This window comes from Dyella acidiphila, assembly GCF_014863405.1.
In the GTDB taxonomy this organism is placed as follows: Bacteria; Pseudomonadota; Gammaproteobacteria; order Xanthomonadales; family Rhodanobacteraceae; genus Dyella_B; species Dyella_B acidiphila.
Genome location: NZ_JACZZA010000002.1, coordinates 351,247 through 365,558 on the forward strand (window position 1 = coordinate 351,247; position 14,312 = coordinate 365,558).

Annotated in this window: 15 protein-coding genes; 11 read left to right on the forward strand and 4 right to left on the reverse strand. The window is 65.0% G+C overall.

Translation table 11 applies throughout. The features are described from left to right. Positions 1 to 7: 7 nt before the first annotated feature. On the forward strand, positions 8 to 1,033 hold the full coding sequence (locus tag IGX34_RS06110; RefSeq protein WP_192554801.1) for a phospholipase D-like domain-containing protein: 1,026 nt from the start codon (positions 8 to 10) through the stop codon (positions 1,031 to 1,033). Positions 1,034 to 1,217: 184 nt separating this feature from the next. Here IGX34_RS06110 and IGX34_RS06115 read toward each other — a convergent pair whose 3' ends face one another. Genes IGX34_RS06115 through IGX34_RS06125 form a run of 3 tightly spaced genes read right to left on the reverse strand, consistent with a single transcriptional unit; the run spans position 1,218 to position 3,597 of the window. Further along, positions 1,218 to 1,520, reverse strand: a complete 303-nt coding sequence (locus tag IGX34_RS06115; RefSeq protein WP_192554802.1) for a DUF6587 family protein — start codon at positions 1,518 to 1,520, stop codon at positions 1,218 to 1,220. Continuing rightward, positions 1,517 to 3,358 (reverse strand): ferrous iron transporter B, encoded by a 1,842-nt coding sequence (gene feoB / locus IGX34_RS06120; protein WP_192554803.1) that lies wholly within the window; start codon positions 3,356 to 3,358, stop codon positions 1,517 to 1,519. The genes IGX34_RS06115 and feoB overlap by 4 nt, the downstream gene beginning before the upstream one ends. Next, the gene (locus IGX34_RS06125) at positions 3,355 to 3,597 is read right to left on the reverse strand and encodes a FeoA domain-containing protein (RefSeq protein ID WP_192554804.1); all 243 of its coding nucleotides are present in this window, start codon (positions 3,595 to 3,597) and stop codon (positions 3,355 to 3,357) included. The genes feoB and IGX34_RS06125 overlap by 4 nt, the downstream gene beginning before the upstream one ends. 154 nt (positions 3,598 to 3,751) lie before the next feature. Here IGX34_RS06125 and IGX34_RS06130 point away from each other — a divergent pair, with 154 nt between their 5' ends. The 7 genes from IGX34_RS06130 to IGX34_RS06160 all read left to right on the forward strand — a co-directional run bounded on the left by IGX34_RS06130 (position 3,752) and on the right by IGX34_RS06160 (position 9,930). Beyond that, the gene (locus tag IGX34_RS06130) at positions 3,752 to 4,546 is read left to right on the forward strand and encodes an enoyl-CoA hydratase-related protein (protein ID WP_192554805.1); all 795 of its coding nucleotides are present in this window, start codon (positions 3,752 to 3,754) and stop codon (positions 4,544 to 4,546) included. Between the two features lie 62 nt (positions 4,547 to 4,608). Then, positions 4,609 to 5,124, forward strand: coding sequence for a cupin domain-containing protein (locus IGX34_RS06135; RefSeq protein WP_192554806.1), 516 nt, complete (start codon positions 4,609 to 4,611; stop codon positions 5,122 to 5,124). 102 nt (positions 5,125 to 5,226) lie between these two features. Further along, a complete protein-coding gene (locus IGX34_RS06140; RefSeq protein ID WP_192554807.1) occupies positions 5,227 to 7,224 on the forward strand; it encodes an acetyl/propionyl/methylcrotonyl-CoA carboxylase subunit alpha in 1,998 nt (665 codons plus the stop codon). A gap of 26 nt (positions 7,225 to 7,250) precedes the next feature. Then, positions 7,251 to 8,162, forward strand: a complete 912-nt coding sequence (locus IGX34_RS06145) for a hydroxymethylglutaryl-CoA lyase (protein WP_192554808.1) — start codon at positions 7,251 to 7,253, stop codon at positions 8,160 to 8,162. Between the two features lie 108 nt (positions 8,163 to 8,270). Continuing rightward, positions 8,271 to 8,756: a GNAT family N-acetyltransferase gene (locus tag IGX34_RS06150; RefSeq protein WP_192554809.1), complete on the forward strand. Its 486-nt coding sequence runs from the start codon at positions 8,271 to 8,273 to the stop codon at positions 8,754 to 8,756. 8 nt (positions 8,757 to 8,764) lie between these two features. Then, positions 8,765 to 9,367 (forward strand): YdeI/OmpD-associated family protein, encoded by a 603-nt coding sequence (locus tag IGX34_RS06155; protein WP_192554810.1) that lies wholly within the window; start codon positions 8,765 to 8,767, stop codon positions 9,365 to 9,367. Then, complete coding sequence (locus IGX34_RS06160; protein ID WP_192554811.1) at positions 9,364 to 9,930, forward strand: GNAT family N-acetyltransferase; 567 nt, start codon at positions 9,364 to 9,366, stop codon at positions 9,928 to 9,930. The genes IGX34_RS06155 and IGX34_RS06160 overlap by 4 nt, the downstream gene beginning before the upstream one ends. A gap of 50 nt (positions 9,931 to 9,980) precedes the next feature. On the opposite strand, the gene IGX34_RS06165 is transcribed toward IGX34_RS06160, so the two are convergent. Next, entirely contained in the window at positions 9,981 to 10,316 is a 336-nt protein-coding gene (locus IGX34_RS06165; protein ID WP_192554812.1) for an RcnB family protein, read from the reverse strand. A 245-nt stretch (positions 10,317 to 10,561) separates the two neighbouring features. Between IGX34_RS06165 and IGX34_RS06170 the strand changes: the two genes are divergently transcribed. The 3 genes from IGX34_RS06170 to IGX34_RS06180 all read left to right on the forward strand — a co-directional run bounded on the left by IGX34_RS06170 (position 10,562) and on the right by IGX34_RS06180 (position 14,279). After that, positions 10,562 to 11,329: an SDR family NAD(P)-dependent oxidoreductase gene (locus tag IGX34_RS06170; RefSeq protein WP_192554813.1), complete on the forward strand. Its 768-nt coding sequence runs from the start codon at positions 10,562 to 10,564 to the stop codon at positions 11,327 to 11,329. Between the two features lie 54 nt (positions 11,330 to 11,383). Next, positions 11,384 to 11,947 (forward strand): elongation factor P-like protein EfpL, encoded by a 564-nt coding sequence (efpL, locus tag IGX34_RS06175; RefSeq protein ID WP_192554814.1) that lies wholly within the window; start codon positions 11,384 to 11,386, stop codon positions 11,945 to 11,947. A gap of 217 nt (positions 11,948 to 12,164) precedes the next feature. Beyond that, complete coding sequence (locus tag IGX34_RS06180; RefSeq protein WP_192554815.1) at positions 12,165 to 14,279, forward strand: FUSC family protein; 2,115 nt, start codon at positions 12,165 to 12,167, stop codon at positions 14,277 to 14,279. Positions 14,280 to 14,312: the final 33 nt, after the last annotated feature.

Here is a 14,312-nt window from a genome sequence, read left to right on the forward strand (position 1 = left end):
TCAAATCATGAAAAGCCGTAGTGAGCGTTCCACTTTCGCAAAGACCGCCCTGTCCGCTGCGCTGGCTGTTGCCTGCGCCTTTGGCGCGGCCTTGCCCGCCTCCGCTGCGACCGGCACGCAGACGTTGGTGATTTTTCCCGATCAGGGCTTTACCTCGATCTACAACCTGATCAACGCAGCGCAATCCACCATCGACATGACGATGTACGAACTGCAGGACACCACCGCGCAGACCGACCTGTGCAACGCTGCCGCGCGCGGCGTGACGGTGCGCGTGATCCTCGACGTGAACGACGAAAAGAGCAACAACACCGCCGCCTACAACCAGCTCAACGGCTGCGGCGTGAAGGTGGTGTGGGCCTACACCAAGTATGAGGCCACCCACCAGAAGACGATCACCATCGACGGCGCCACCTCCAGCGCGCAGACGGCGATCATGACGGCCAATCTCACCAGCCGTTACTACAGCACCACCCGCGATTTCGCGGTGATCGAAACCGACAAGAACGACATCGCCGCGATCGAGGCCACCTTCGCCAAGGATTACGCGCACTCCAGCGTAACCCCGACCAACGGCGACGACCTGGTGTGGAGCCCGACCAATTCGCAGACCTCGCTGCTCAACATCATCAACAACGCCACCACCAGCCTGCTGGTGGAGAACGAAGAGATGAGCGACAGCGCGATCGTCGATGCACTGGAGAACGCGGCCGAGAACGGCGTAAGCGTGACGGTGGTGATGACCAACGACGATAACGACTACGAAAGCGAATTCAACGCGTTGACCAATGCCGGCGTGAGCATCAGCACCTACCCGGACAACGACACCGCGCTGTATATCCATGCCAAGGCGATCGTGGCCGACTATGGCACCTCCGGCCAGGTGGCCTTCGTGGGCTCGGAGAACTTCTCCAGCGCCTCGCTCACCAAGAACCGCGAGCTGGGCCTGACCACCACCAATACGAGCATCATCTCGCAGCTCGAAAGCACCATGAGCAACGACTACTCGGGCGGCACGCCCTGGTCGAACTGATTCACAGCTTCGCCCTCCCCTGCTTGCGGGGGAGGGTCTCGTGCATAGATTGGGTTAGCGCAGCGTAACCCGACATCATCGTGCGGCATCGTTGGGTTACGCTGCGCTAACCCAACCTACTCGCTCGCTTCCGTCATTTCGGCGAAGAGACGTGATATCCGGTGGAAAACCGATCCGAACGCGCTCAGCGATTGCGCGGGCGGAATTCCAGCGGCATCACCTCGGTCTTTGCGCCAGCGGGCGGCTTGGGCCCGCAAGCACCGCAGGTGCTGCAACCGTCGCTGCAACTGCCGGTAGCCTGCTTGGGCTGCAGGCGTCGGCCAAAGGCGCGCATCCACGCGGCATGCCCAGGCTGGCTGAAATGGATCGCCGCGGAGGCGAGCCAGCGATTGGTCAGCGCCGGCGCCATTTTGCGGAATGCGTAAATCACGCTGACCAGCACGATCAGCCCGATCACGATGTACTGCACCAGCAGGCCCGTGCTCACAAGAACAACCTCGCCACCTGATAGGTGATCAACGACGCCGCATACGCCACGGCGAACATATAGCTGAAGGAGATGGCCACGTTACGCCAGGAATTGGTTTCGCGGCGAATCACTGCCAGCGTGGACATGCACTGCGGCGCAAACGCAAACCACACCAGCAGCGACAGCGCGGAAGCCAGCGAGAAATTGGTGGTCAACGCATGCGCCAGGCCGCCGGCCGCGGCATCGCCGCCCACCGCGTACACCGTGGCCAGCGCCGCCACTGCGGTTTCACGCGCGGCAAAAGCGGGAATCAGCGACAGGCTGATCTGCCAGTTGAAACCCAGCGGTGCAAAAACGTATTGCAGGCCGCGGCCGAGATAACCGGCAATGCTGTAGTCGATCGCCGGACCGGCAGCGCCGGCAGGCGGCGACGGGAAGGTGGAGATGAACCACATGATGACGGTCAGCGCCAGGATCACGCCGGTCAGGCGCTTCAGGAAGATGGCGCCGCGTTCCCACAGGCCGATCACCACGTCGCGCGGCTGCGGTACGCGATAGGACGGCAGCTCCATCAGCAGCGCATGCTCGCTGCGATCCTTGCGCATATGCTTGATCACCCAGCCGACCAGCATCGCGCCGAGAATGCCGGCAAGGTACAGCGCGAACAGCACTAGGCCTTGCAGATTGAAGATGCCCCAGACGCGATGCATCGGAATGAACGCGCCGATCAGCAGCGCGTACACCGGCAGACGCGCCGAGCAGGTCATCAGCGGCGCCACCAGGATGGTGGTGAGACGGTCGCGCGGATCCTGGATGCTGCGCGTACCCATGATGCCGGGAATGGCGCAGGCGAAACTCGACAGCAGCGGAATGAAGGAGCGCCCGGTCAGCCCTACCGACAGCATCATGCGATCGAGCAGGAAGGCCGCGCGCGGCAGATAGCCGGATTCCTCCAGCGTAAGAATGAAGAAGAACAGCACCAGGATTTCCGGCAGGAAGCCGAGCACGGTGCCCAGGCCGGTGCAGATGCCGTCCTTGAGCAAGCCCTGCAGGGGACCGGCCGGCAGCCAGATGGAAAGATGCGCGCCGATCCAGTCGAAGCCGTCGCCGATCGCATCGCTCATCGGCTTGCCGAACGAATACACCGCCTGGAATACCAGGAACATCACCACCGCCAGGATCAGCAGGCCGAACACCGGATGCAGCGCCCAGCGATCGAGTGCGTCGTCCAGCGCCGAGGTGGCGCGCGGCATGCGCACGGTGGCATCGAGCAAGGTACGTACCTGGGCGTGCAGCCCCGCGCGGCTGACGGCATCGTCGGGCAGCGCCGAGGCGGCCACCGGCACTTCGCCGTCCACGCGTTCGATCAGCGCACGCGCACCGCCGCGCTTCACCGCCACGGTTTCCACCACCGGCATGCCCAGGCGCCGCTGCAATTCATCCACGTCGATTTCGATGCCGCGGCGGCGCGCGGTATCCATCATGTTCAGCGCCAGCACCACCGGGCGGCCCAAGCGCTTCACTTCCAGCACGAAACGCAGGTGCAGGCGCAGGTTGGTGGCGTCGGCCACGCACACGATCAGATCCGGCGCGGCTTCGCCGGGGTAATTGCCTTCCAGCACGTTGCGGGTGATCTGCTCATCCGGGCTGGTGGCATCGAAGCTGTAGGTGCCCGGCAGATCCAGAATCTGCAGCACGCGGCCGGAGGGCGCGGTAAAGCGACCTTCCTTGCGCTCCACCGTGACACCGGCGTAGTTGGCCACTTTCTGGCGCCCGCCGGTGAGCTGATTGAACAGCGCGGTCTTGCCGCAGTTGGGATTGCCGACCAGGGCAATGCGCAGCGTACCGGTGCTCATGCCTGTTCCTGCTGCACGCTCACGCGCGCGGCCTCGCTGCGGCGCAGCGCAAACCGCGTGTAGCCGATCTGCACCAGCAGGGGATCGGCACCGATCGGTCCGCGCGCTACCAGCCGCACGCGTTCGCCCTCGACAAAACCCAGGTCGCGCAGGCGTTGCGCAATGGGATCGTTGTCATGGGTATCTTCAACTCGCTCAACCACGGCAGAGGCACCTTTCGGCAGTTCGGACAGGCGCACGGTTGCTACGCTTCTAAATAAGAATGGTTCGCATTGTACCGATTTTTCACATTAGTTGCAGCCGGATGACCGCAGCCGCCGCGGCGCAAGGATCTGCGTTTGCCGCCATGCGGGGACCGACTAAGATTCGCGCAACCGTCACGCAGGGTTACCCATGTCCTCCTCTGTCCAGATTGCCGACCACGCCGGCATCCGCGAGCTTCGCCTGAACCGTCCCGAGGTGCACAACGCCTTCGACGACCGCCTGATTGCCGATCTCAGCGCCGCCCTGCAGGCCGCGGGAGACGACGATGGTGTGCGCGCGGTGGTGCTGACCGGGGTGGGCGCCAGCTTCTCCGCCGGTGCGGACCTGAACTGGATGCGCGGCATGGCCCAGGCCAGCGAGGCGGAAAACCGCGAGGATTCGTTGCGCCTGGCCGCGCTGATGCGCCGCCTGCAGTTCCTGCCCAAGCCGACCATCGCGCGCGTCAACGGCGCGGCCTACGGCGGCGGCGTGGGCCTGATTGCCTGCTGCGATATCGCCATTGGCGTGAATACCGCCAAGTTCGGCCTTACCGAAGTCAAGCTGGGCCTGGTGCCGGCGGTGATCTCGCCCTACGTGATCGCCGCGATCGGCCTGCGCCAGGCGCGCCGCCTGTTTCTTACCGGCGAGATCTTCGACGCCGCCACCGCCGCGCAAATCGGCCTGCTGCACGAGGCGGTATCGCCCGAATACCTGGACGACACCGTGCACAACGTACTCAAGCAGCTGGCCAAGGCCGGCCCGGTGGCACAGCGCGAAGCCAAGCAGCTCGCCTTCGGCATGCACGGCTTCACCGCGGCACAAGCCGAGCGGGTGGACCAGGACAATGCGGCGCTGATCGCCCGCCTGCGCGTCTCCGCCGAAGGGCAGGAAGGCTTGGGCGCCTTCCTCGACAAGCGCGCCGCGGCCTGGACACACGCCAGCTGACACCATGCTGGCAACAGGGCGGATTAGGCTAGGCCCATCCTTCACCGCCGCCGGGGTATGCCATGAAACGCATCGTCAATATCGCCGATGTCGACCCGCAGCCCTTCCCGCCCGGCTTCGGTCCCAGCGGCGAAACGGCACAGCGCTATGAAGCGCGCATCGCCCGCATCTCCATCCAGCTGGGCGCGCAGAAGCTGGGCTACAACATCACCGTAGTGCCGCCGGGCAAGCGCGCCTTTCCGCTGCATAACCATCGCGTCAACGAGGAGATGTTCTTCGTGCTGGAAGGCGCCGGCGAAGTGCGCATCGGCAGCGAGCGGCATCCGATCCGCCAGGGCGACATCATCGCCTGCCCGCCGGGCGGCGCGGACCAGGCGCACCAGATCATCAACACCGGCACGGCCGAACTGCGCTATCTGGCGGTAAGCAGCAAGCTGTCGCCGGAGATCTGCGAATACCCCGACACCGGCAAGTACGGCATCCTGGGCGAATTCGGCCCCGACGCGGAAGGCAAGCCGCAGATGATCCGCATTGTCACCCGCCAGGGCGAGAACGTGGACTACTGGGAAGGCGAGTAAGCGCCACCCTGCCGCGGCCGCCTCATGCTGCGGCGCGCATCGGACGGGAAACATAAATCTGCTAGTTTTATGGGCTTTGCAGAATCGGCAGGGCCTATCCGCATGTTCGAGCGCGTACTGATTGCCAACCGCGGCGAAATCGCCTGCCGCGTGATCCGCACCTGCCGCCGGCTGGGCATCCACACCATTGCGGTGTATTCGGAAGCCGACCAGGACGCCCAGCACGTGCGCCTGGCCGACGAAGCGTGGCCGATCGGCGGCCCGCGACCGGCCGACTCGTATCTGCGTGCCGAGGCGATTCTTGCCGTCGCAAAAAAATCCGGTGCGCAGGCGATCCATCCCGGCTACGGCTTCCTGTCGGAAAACACCGACTTCGCCCGCGCCTGCGGCGAGGCCGGCATCGCCTTTATCGGGCCGCGTCCGGAGAGCATCGACGCGATGGGTTCCAAGGCCGCCGCCAAGGCGCTGATGGAACAGCATGAGGTACCGCTGGTGCCGGGCTATCACGGCGCCGACCAGAACAGCGCCGTGCTGGCCGAACAGGCGCGCAAGACCGGCTTTCCGCTGATGATCAAGGCGGCGGCCGGCGGCGGCGGCAAGGGTATGCGCATTGTGCGCGCGGAACACGAATTCGCCGATGCGCTGGCTTCCGCTCAGCGCGAAGCGGCCAGTTCGTTCGGCGACACGCGGGTGATCCTGGAACGCTACGTGGAACATCCGCGCCATATCGAATTCCAGGTGTTCGGCGATACGCACGGCAACGTGATCCATCTGAACGAGCGCGAGTGCTCGGCGCAGCGGCGCTATCAGAAGGTGCTGGAAGAAACGCCCTCACCGTTCCTGACGCCCGCACGCCGCCAGGCGATGGGCGACGCGGCAGTGGCCGCCGCCCGCGCGGTGAACTATGTCGGCGCCGGCACCGTGGAATTTATCGTCGGGCAGGACGGTACGTTCTTCTTTATGGAAATGAATACGCGCCTGCAGGTGGAACATCCGGTCACCGAGGAAACGCTCGGCCTCGACCTGGTGGAATGGCAGCTGCGCGTGGCCGCGGGCGAAGCATTGCCGCTGCGCCAGGAACAGATCCAGGCGCACGGTCATGCGATCGAAGTACGCCTGTACGCTGAAGATCCGGACCAGAATTTCCTGCCCGGCTCCGGCAAGCTGCGCCGCCTGCAACTGCCTGCGCCCTCGCCCCATGTGCGCCTGGACGGCGGCGTGATCGAGGGCGACACGGTAACGATTTTTTATGATCCGATGATCGCCAAGCTGATCGTGCACGACAGCAATCGCACGCAGGCATTGCAGCGCCTGCGCGAAGCGCTGGCCGAATGCGACATGGTCGGCCCCAAATCCAATATCGCTTTCCTGGAACGGCTGGTGCGCCATCCGGTGGTAACCGAAGGCCGCATCGACACCGGTTATCTGGATCGCCACCTTAGCGAATTTCTTACCGGCGATGCCGCACCCTCGGAGCATGTCCTGTTTGCCGCCGCCACCGCCGCCCTGCTCCGCGACGAACGTGAAATCGTCGTCACTGCGCAGCGCAGCGACGATCCCTACTCGCCATGGTCGCGCGCCGATGCCTGGCGTATCGGCCATGCCGGCAAGCGCATCGTGGCGCTGGCATGGCGCGAGCAGCGTTACGAAGTGGAAGCGCATGGCCACGACGGCGAATACCGCCTGCAATACGGCGAACTCGCCAGCGACGTGCGCGGCGCCCGTTATCGCGATGGCGTGCTCAGCGCCCGCTTCGACGGCCAGAGCCTGCGCGTGCCGGTGCATGCCGACCCGGAGCGCGTCAGCCTGCACGATGTCAACGGCCAGCGCTATACGTTCGTTCGTGCACCTGCCTTTGCATGGGAGTCGAAGGAAGGTATCGGCGGCAACCAGATCATCGCGCCGATGCCGGGCCGCATCGTGCTGGTAAAGGCGCAGGCCGGCGACAACGTCGAGGAAGGTCAGGAACTCTTGGTGATGGAAGCGATGAAAATGGAGCTGGCCTTGAAGGCACCCCGCGCCGGCACTATTGAAAGTGTCAGCGCAACGCAGGGCGAATTCGTCGAAGCCGACGCCGTGCTTGTTCGTTTCAAGCTTTGAATGCCGCCCAGGTGCAGGAGCCTCGCATGAACGACTCCATCAAAGCAGACAACGAGGTCCGCATCGTCGAGGTCGGTCCGCGGGATGGCCTGCAGAACGAGAAAACCCTGCTGCCGCCCGACGTGAAGATCGCCTTGATCGACCGGCTCTCCACCACCGGCCTGAAAACCATCGAAGCGACCAGCTTCGTCAGCGCGCGCTGGGTGCCGCAGCTGGCCGATGCAGATGAAGTATTCCGCAAGATCCGCAAGGTACCCGGCGTGGGCTACCCGGTGCTGGTGCCGAACGAACAGGGCTACAAGCTGGCCCGCATCGCTGGCGCCAGCGAAGTATCGGTATTTACGGCGGCCTCCGAAGCGTTCAACCGCGCCAATATCAACGCCACCATCGCCGAATCGCTGCAGCGCTTCCAGCCAGTGCTGGAACGCGCAAAAGCCGAAGGCGTGAAAGTGCGCGGTTACGTTTCCACCGCCCTGGGTTGCCCTTATCAGGGCGACGTGGCGGTGGCCGATGTGGTGCGCGTGGCCAAGAGCCTGTACGAGATGGGCTGCTATGAAATCTCGCTGGGCGACACCATCGGGGTCGGCACGCCGGTGAAGGCGCGCAACATGCTGCATGCGGTGGCGCAGGAAATCCCGATGCAGTCGCTGGCGGTGCACTTCCACGACACCTATGGCCAGGCCCTGGCCAACATCATGGCCTGCCTCGACGAAGGCGTGCGCGTGGTCGACAGTGCGGTATCCGGCACCGGCGGCTGCCCTTACGCCAAGGGCGCCACCGGCAATGTGGCCAGCGAGGATGTGGTGTACATGCTGCACGGCATCGGCATGCAAACCGGCGTGAATCTGGACCTGCTGGTGGCCACCGGTGCATGGCTGGCCGCACAGCTCAACAAACCCACCGCCAGCCGCGTGACCAAGGCACGCACCACCGCATAGGCGCCTAGGTTGGGTTGGCGCAGCGCAACCCAACAAATCTTTCGGCCTTCGCCGTGCATGTCTTGGGTTACGCTGCGCTAACCCGACCTACGCGTTAAGCTTTCGCGCATGCCTCATTTCCTGATCCGCCCCATCGAGCCGCGTGACAACGCCGCGGTCGCTTCGGTCATCCGCGCGGTCATGCCGGAATTCGGCGCCGACGGCCCCGGCTTCGCCATCCACGATGCCGAAGTGGACGATATGCATACTGCCTATACGCATGCGCGCAGCGCCTATTTCGTAGTGGAGCGCGACGGCCGTGTGATCGGCGGCGGCGGGATCGCACCGCTGGAAGGCGGCGACATGGATGTATGCGAGCTGCGCAAAATGTATTTCCTGCCCGAAGCGCGCGGGATCGGCGCGGGCGGCGAGATGATGCTGCGCTGCCTGGACGCCGCGCGCCACTTCGGTTTCGCGCGCTGCTACCTGGAAACCCTTACCGGCATGGATGCGGCGCAGACGCTGTACCGCCGGCACGGTTTCACCACCCTGCCCGAACAGATGGGCGGCACCGGGCATTTCAGCTGCGATCGTTTTTACCTGCGCGAGCTGTAACCTCCTGCATGAAGCCGGCGCCGCACTACGATCCCAAGGTCGATGCCTATATCGCGCAGGCGCCCGCGTTCGCCCGGCCGATCCTCGAGCACTTGCGCGCCCTGGTGCATGCGACCTGTCCCGAGGCGGAAGAAGCCATCAAGTGGCGCTGCCCGCATTTCAGTTATAACGGCCGCCTGATGTGCGCGATGGCCGCGTTCAAGCAGCACTGCGCCTTTCATTTCCGGCATTACCGGGAAGTAGTGGGCCGTTCGGCCGAGGAAGGCATGGGCCAGTTCGGCAAACTCACCTCGGTGAAAGATCTACCCGGCAAGCGGGAACTTGCCGCCTACGTACACAAGGCGATGGCACTCAATGAAACCGGCCATAAGCCGGAACGTCCCAAAGCACCGCGCAAACCGGCCCCGGCCGTACCGGCCGACTTTGCCGCGCAGCTGCAACAGCATGCGGCGGCGCGCCAGCACTACGAGGGCTTCAGTCCCAGCGCACAGCGCGAATACATCGACTGGATCAACGAAGCGAAAACCGACACCACCCGCCACAAACGCATCGCTACTGCGCTGGAGTGGCTGGCACAAGGCAAGCACCGCAACTGGAAATACATGCAATGATCCGTATCGCACGCGCCGACGACGCCGACGCCATCCACGCCATCTACGCGCCGACCATCACCGGCACGGCGATCACCTTCGAGACCGAGTTGCCGGGTGCCGAGGCGATGCGCCAGCGCATCCTGACCCGACTGCAACACTACCCATGGCTGGTGTGGGAAGAACAAGGCCAGGTGCTTGCCTACGCCTACGCCACCCGCTTTCGCGAACGCGCCGCCTACGACTGGATCGCCGAAACCTCGATCTACGTGCATGCCGATGCGCGCCGCCGCGGTATCGCACGCCGCCTGTATGCGGTACTGCTGGACACGATGCGCCTGCAGGGCATCAATCAGGCCGTAGGTGTGATTACGCTACCCGGCGAAGTGAGCGTGGCCCTGCATGAGGCGATGGGTTTTACGTCGGCGGGCGTGTGGCGCAAATCCGGCTACAAGCTGGGGCAATGGTGGGATGTCGGGGTGTGGCAGAAAGAACTGCAGCCGCCGGCCAATCCGCCTTCCGCGGTGCACCCGTTTGCGTCGCTGGCCGAGTCGCCACAGTTGCAGGCGGTGCTGCAAGGCTGAAAACAAACAGCCCCTCTCCTGGCGGAGAGGGGCAAGTTCGTGCGGGTCGATTATTGGCTGGCGGCGACGATGCTGAGAATCGCACCGGTGGTGATCGCAGCCAGCAGGAAGTCGCCGTTGTCGCTGCGCACATACTGGTAACCGCGCGGCGGCGGCTTCAGGCGATAGCGCTGCCAGTCGGAAACGACGTAGCTGCCGCGGCGGTATTCGGGCGGAATGTGGCCGCCGCGCTTGTACCAGCCTTCATGGCGCCCCTGGTCATACATGCCGTGGTATTTGCCGGGCGGCGGGGGCGGCGGCGGACCCGGGCGGTACTGCGCCAGCGCAACCTGGCTGGAAACCAACATCACGCCGCAAAGGGCGAACACCGCAAGTTCTTTCTTCATGATCCACTCCTCCTGTTTGCACTGCACGAGCACGGTTGGGGCACGTTCCCTGTGAGGAAGGCCTTGGCTCCCTGGCCTGATCCGGTGCCGTTAGCTGCTGCGGCACTAATGCGGGGGCTCAAGATTGCGTCAGCCTCCCGAATGCGAGGTGAATCCTGTGCACGGCCGTTCAGCCTGGGGCACGCGCAGGCGACCGCCGCGGGCGGTGCGCTACCATTGCGGTTTTCCGTATTCGGGATATCCCCATGCAGCTCAATCACGTGAAGGCCATAATCACCGGCGGCGCCTCCGGCCTCGGCCATGCGGTGGCCCAGCATCTGGTAGCCAACGGCGGCCAGGTCGCCCTGTTCGACGTCAATGACGAAAAGGGCCAGGAAGCAGCCAGGGCCCTGGGCGGAAAAGCACAGTTCTTCCGTACCGACGTCACCTCCGAAGACGGCGTGGCGGCGAATGTCGCGGCGGCGCGCGAGGCGATGGGCGGCCTCAACGTGGTGATCAACTGCGCCGGCATCCTCGGCGCCGGCCGCGTGCTCGGCAAGGAAGGCGCGATGCCGCTGGGCACCTTCGCCGGCACCGTAATGGTGAACCTGGTCGGCAGCTTCAATGTGGCCAAGGCCGGCGCCGCCCTGATGCAGAGCAACGAAGCCGGCGAAGACGGCGAGCGCGGCGTAATCATCAACACTGCCAGCGTGGCGGCCTACGAAGGCCAGATCGGCCAGGCGGCCTACTCCGCCTCCAAGGGCGGCGTGGTGGGCATGACCCTGCCGATGGCACGCGAGCTGTCGCGCTTCGGCATTCGCGTGGCCACTATCGCGCCGGGCATTTTCTGGACCCCGATGGTCGACGGCATGCCGCCGCAAGTGCAGGAATCGCTGTCCGCCTCGATCCCCTTCCCTTCGCGCCTGGGCAAGCCGGAAGAATTCGCGTCCACCGTGGCCTTCATCCTGGGCAATCGCTACATCAACGGCGAGACCATCCGCCTGGATGGCGCGGTGCGGCTGCAGCCGAAATAAAACGCGCGCGATGTTGCGCCATCCTTTCCCATCAACCCTCGGCATTCCACTCCCATGAAAGCTTCCGACGTCAAGAAAGGCAACGTGTTCGAACACGAAGGCACGGTCTATCAGGTCCGCGATATCGAACGCAGTTCGCCGACGGCGCGCGGCGGCAACGTGACCTTCCGCTTCACGCTTTATTCGATTCCCGGCGGACGCAAGTTCGATCTCAGCCAGCGCGCGGATGACGATCTGAAAGAAGTGGACCTGGCACGTCGCCCGGCCAACTTCTCGTATATGGACGGTGACGCCTTCGTGTTCATGGACAACGAGGACTACACCCAGTACACGCTCGGCCCGGAATTGGTGGGCGACAACGCCGGCTACATCATGGAAGGCGTGGAAGGCTATTACGTGCAGGTGATCGACGATGCGCCGGTCGGCCTGCAGGTGCCCACCAGCGTGACGCTGACCGTGGTCGACACTGCGCCGGAACTGAAGGGCGCCAGCGCCACCAAGCGCACCAAGCCGGCCAAGCTCAACACCGGTATTGAAATCCAGGTACCCGAGTACATCACCAACGATGAAAAGGTATGGGTGAATACGCTGACCGGTGAATTCGCCGGCCGCGCGTAAGCGCTGAACCTGCTCCCCGGCGGGGAGCAGGCCGGGACGAGGGGGCATCCGCACGCGCGGCTGTTTAAACGCCTCCTCCTCCCGGCTACCGCTTGCTTGCCTCCAGGCGCGCTGCAGCGCAGCGCAAGAGCGGGCGTTTTGCTTTCGTTCTGGTTACAGGCGACAGTCATTACTGCGGTAAGGCAGAATCGATGCATCCACGGCATCGTTCTTCGCCATGTCCGCATCCACCTATTCGCTACGCGCCAACGTGCTGCAAAGCCTGACCGCCATCAAGCGGCCGGATGTGCCGCTGTGGGTAGTGCTGCGCAATACGGCCGCGGTCGTGCTGCCGTTGGCGGTGGGCATGCTCAGCGGTCACCAAGAGGCGGGGCTGGCGGTTGCCGCCGGTGCGCTGGATACCATGTTCTCCGACCAGCCCGGTCCTTATCGCCAGCGCTTGTGGCAGCTGTTTCTTGCCTCGCTGGCAGCCGGGCTCGCTTCGCTGTGCGGTTTCCTGATCGGCGGCGATTTGCTGCCGATCACGCTGGCCACGGCCGCCTTCGGCTTCTTCGGCGGGTTGCTGGTGGTCTTCGGCACCGACATCGCACGCGTAGGCATGACCAGCATGATCCTGCTGGTGGTTACCGCCGCCACGCCCTCGAGCGTGCATGATGCATTCGTCGGCGCGGCGCTGATTTTTGCCGGCGGCCTGCTGCTGGCCTTGTTCTCGGTAGCGGCGTGGCCGCTGCAGCGGTATCGCCCGGAACGCTTTGCGCTGGCGGCGGTGTATCGCGGGCTGGCATCGCTGGCCGTGGAGCATGCGCAAGACGACGACGATGCACCTGCGCTCACCGATGCCATGACAGTGCTGCAGCAGACGCTGCTCGGCCGGCATCACGCGCGTGGCCGTGCGATGGAAGCTTTCGGCGTATTGCTGGAGCTGGCCGAACGCCTGCGGCTGGAGCTGGTTGCGATGAGCAATCTGCACAGCGCCGCCAATATCGTCACCCTGTTCCGCGCCGATGCCGCGCGCGTGCTCGCCGCCATTGCCGACGCACTGGAAGCGGCCGAACCGCCGGAACAGGCGGGGCGCCTGCTGCAAACGCTGCAGGCCAGCGAACGCGCACTGCTGGACGAACATGCGCGCGAAGACAGCGTCGCCGCACATATTCATGCATTGTCCGGCCAGCTCGCGGCCGCCGTGCGCAATGCGAACTGGGCCGGTTCGCGCGGCGAAATCCGCGCCGCCGACGCGGAACTGCGGCTGCCGCGCGTGCTGCGCGGCAATGCCGCGCTGGCCACTCTGCGCGCCAATCTCAGCGTGCATTCGGCTGCATTCCGCCATGCCATGCGCTGCGCGGTATGCCTGAGCCTGGCCCTGCTGGCCTCGCGCATCTGGCAACTGCCACATGGCTATTGGCTGCCGATGACTGCGGCGATCGTGCTGCGTCCCGATTTCGCCGCCACCTTCAACTTCGGGCTCTTACGCGTGGTGGGCACCATCCTCGGCCTGGTGCTGACCACGGCCTTGCTGCACATCACGCCGCACGATGCCTGGACACACCTGGCGCTGATGGCGCTGCTGTGCATGGCCTTCCGCTATTTGGCCACGGCGCATTACGGCATTGCGGTGGCGGCACTGACCGGCACGGTGGTGATTTTTCTTTCCTTCGAGGGCGTGAATTCCGGCACCGCCGTGCTGGATCGCGTGCTCAACACCGCGCTGGGCAGCGGCATGGCCCTGGTGGCCTATGTGGTCTGGCCGACCTGGGAGCGTGGGCGCGCACGTGCCGCCCTGTCGGACATGCTCGATGCCTACGCCGCCTACCTGCGCGCACTGGCCTACCCGGAACGGCGCGATACGCACCGCGAAACGCGCACCGCCGTGCGCACGGCGCGCACCAATGCGCAAGCTTCGCTGGACCGCATGCAGGCGGAGCCGGCCACCCCCTCGGGCCTGCTGGAACTGGCCAATGCGCTGTTCGTCAACGGCAATCGCCTGGCCCGTACCGCGATGACGCTGGAAGCGCTGCTGCACGACTGCGACAGCCTGCCCGAACAGGTCGAAGTGACCCAGTTCGTGGAGCGCTCGGCGGCACAGCTGCATGAGCTGTCCAAGGCGCTGCGCGAATACCGCTCGGTCGAACCTGCGCCGGAGCTGCGCCACCTGCAACGCGCCCTGTCCAGCCTGCTGGCGATGGCCGACGACAAGCCGCGTGCCGAACAACTGGTGCGCATCAGCGACCGCCTGGTCGACAACATCAACACACTGGCCTACGTGGTCGGGCGTGGCCCGCAGGAGCTGACCGCCACGCGTGGCCACGCCGGCGTCGAAAAGCGGGCGCCCTGAGCGGCCGCCGCCTGCATTCGGCATGGCGCCAGT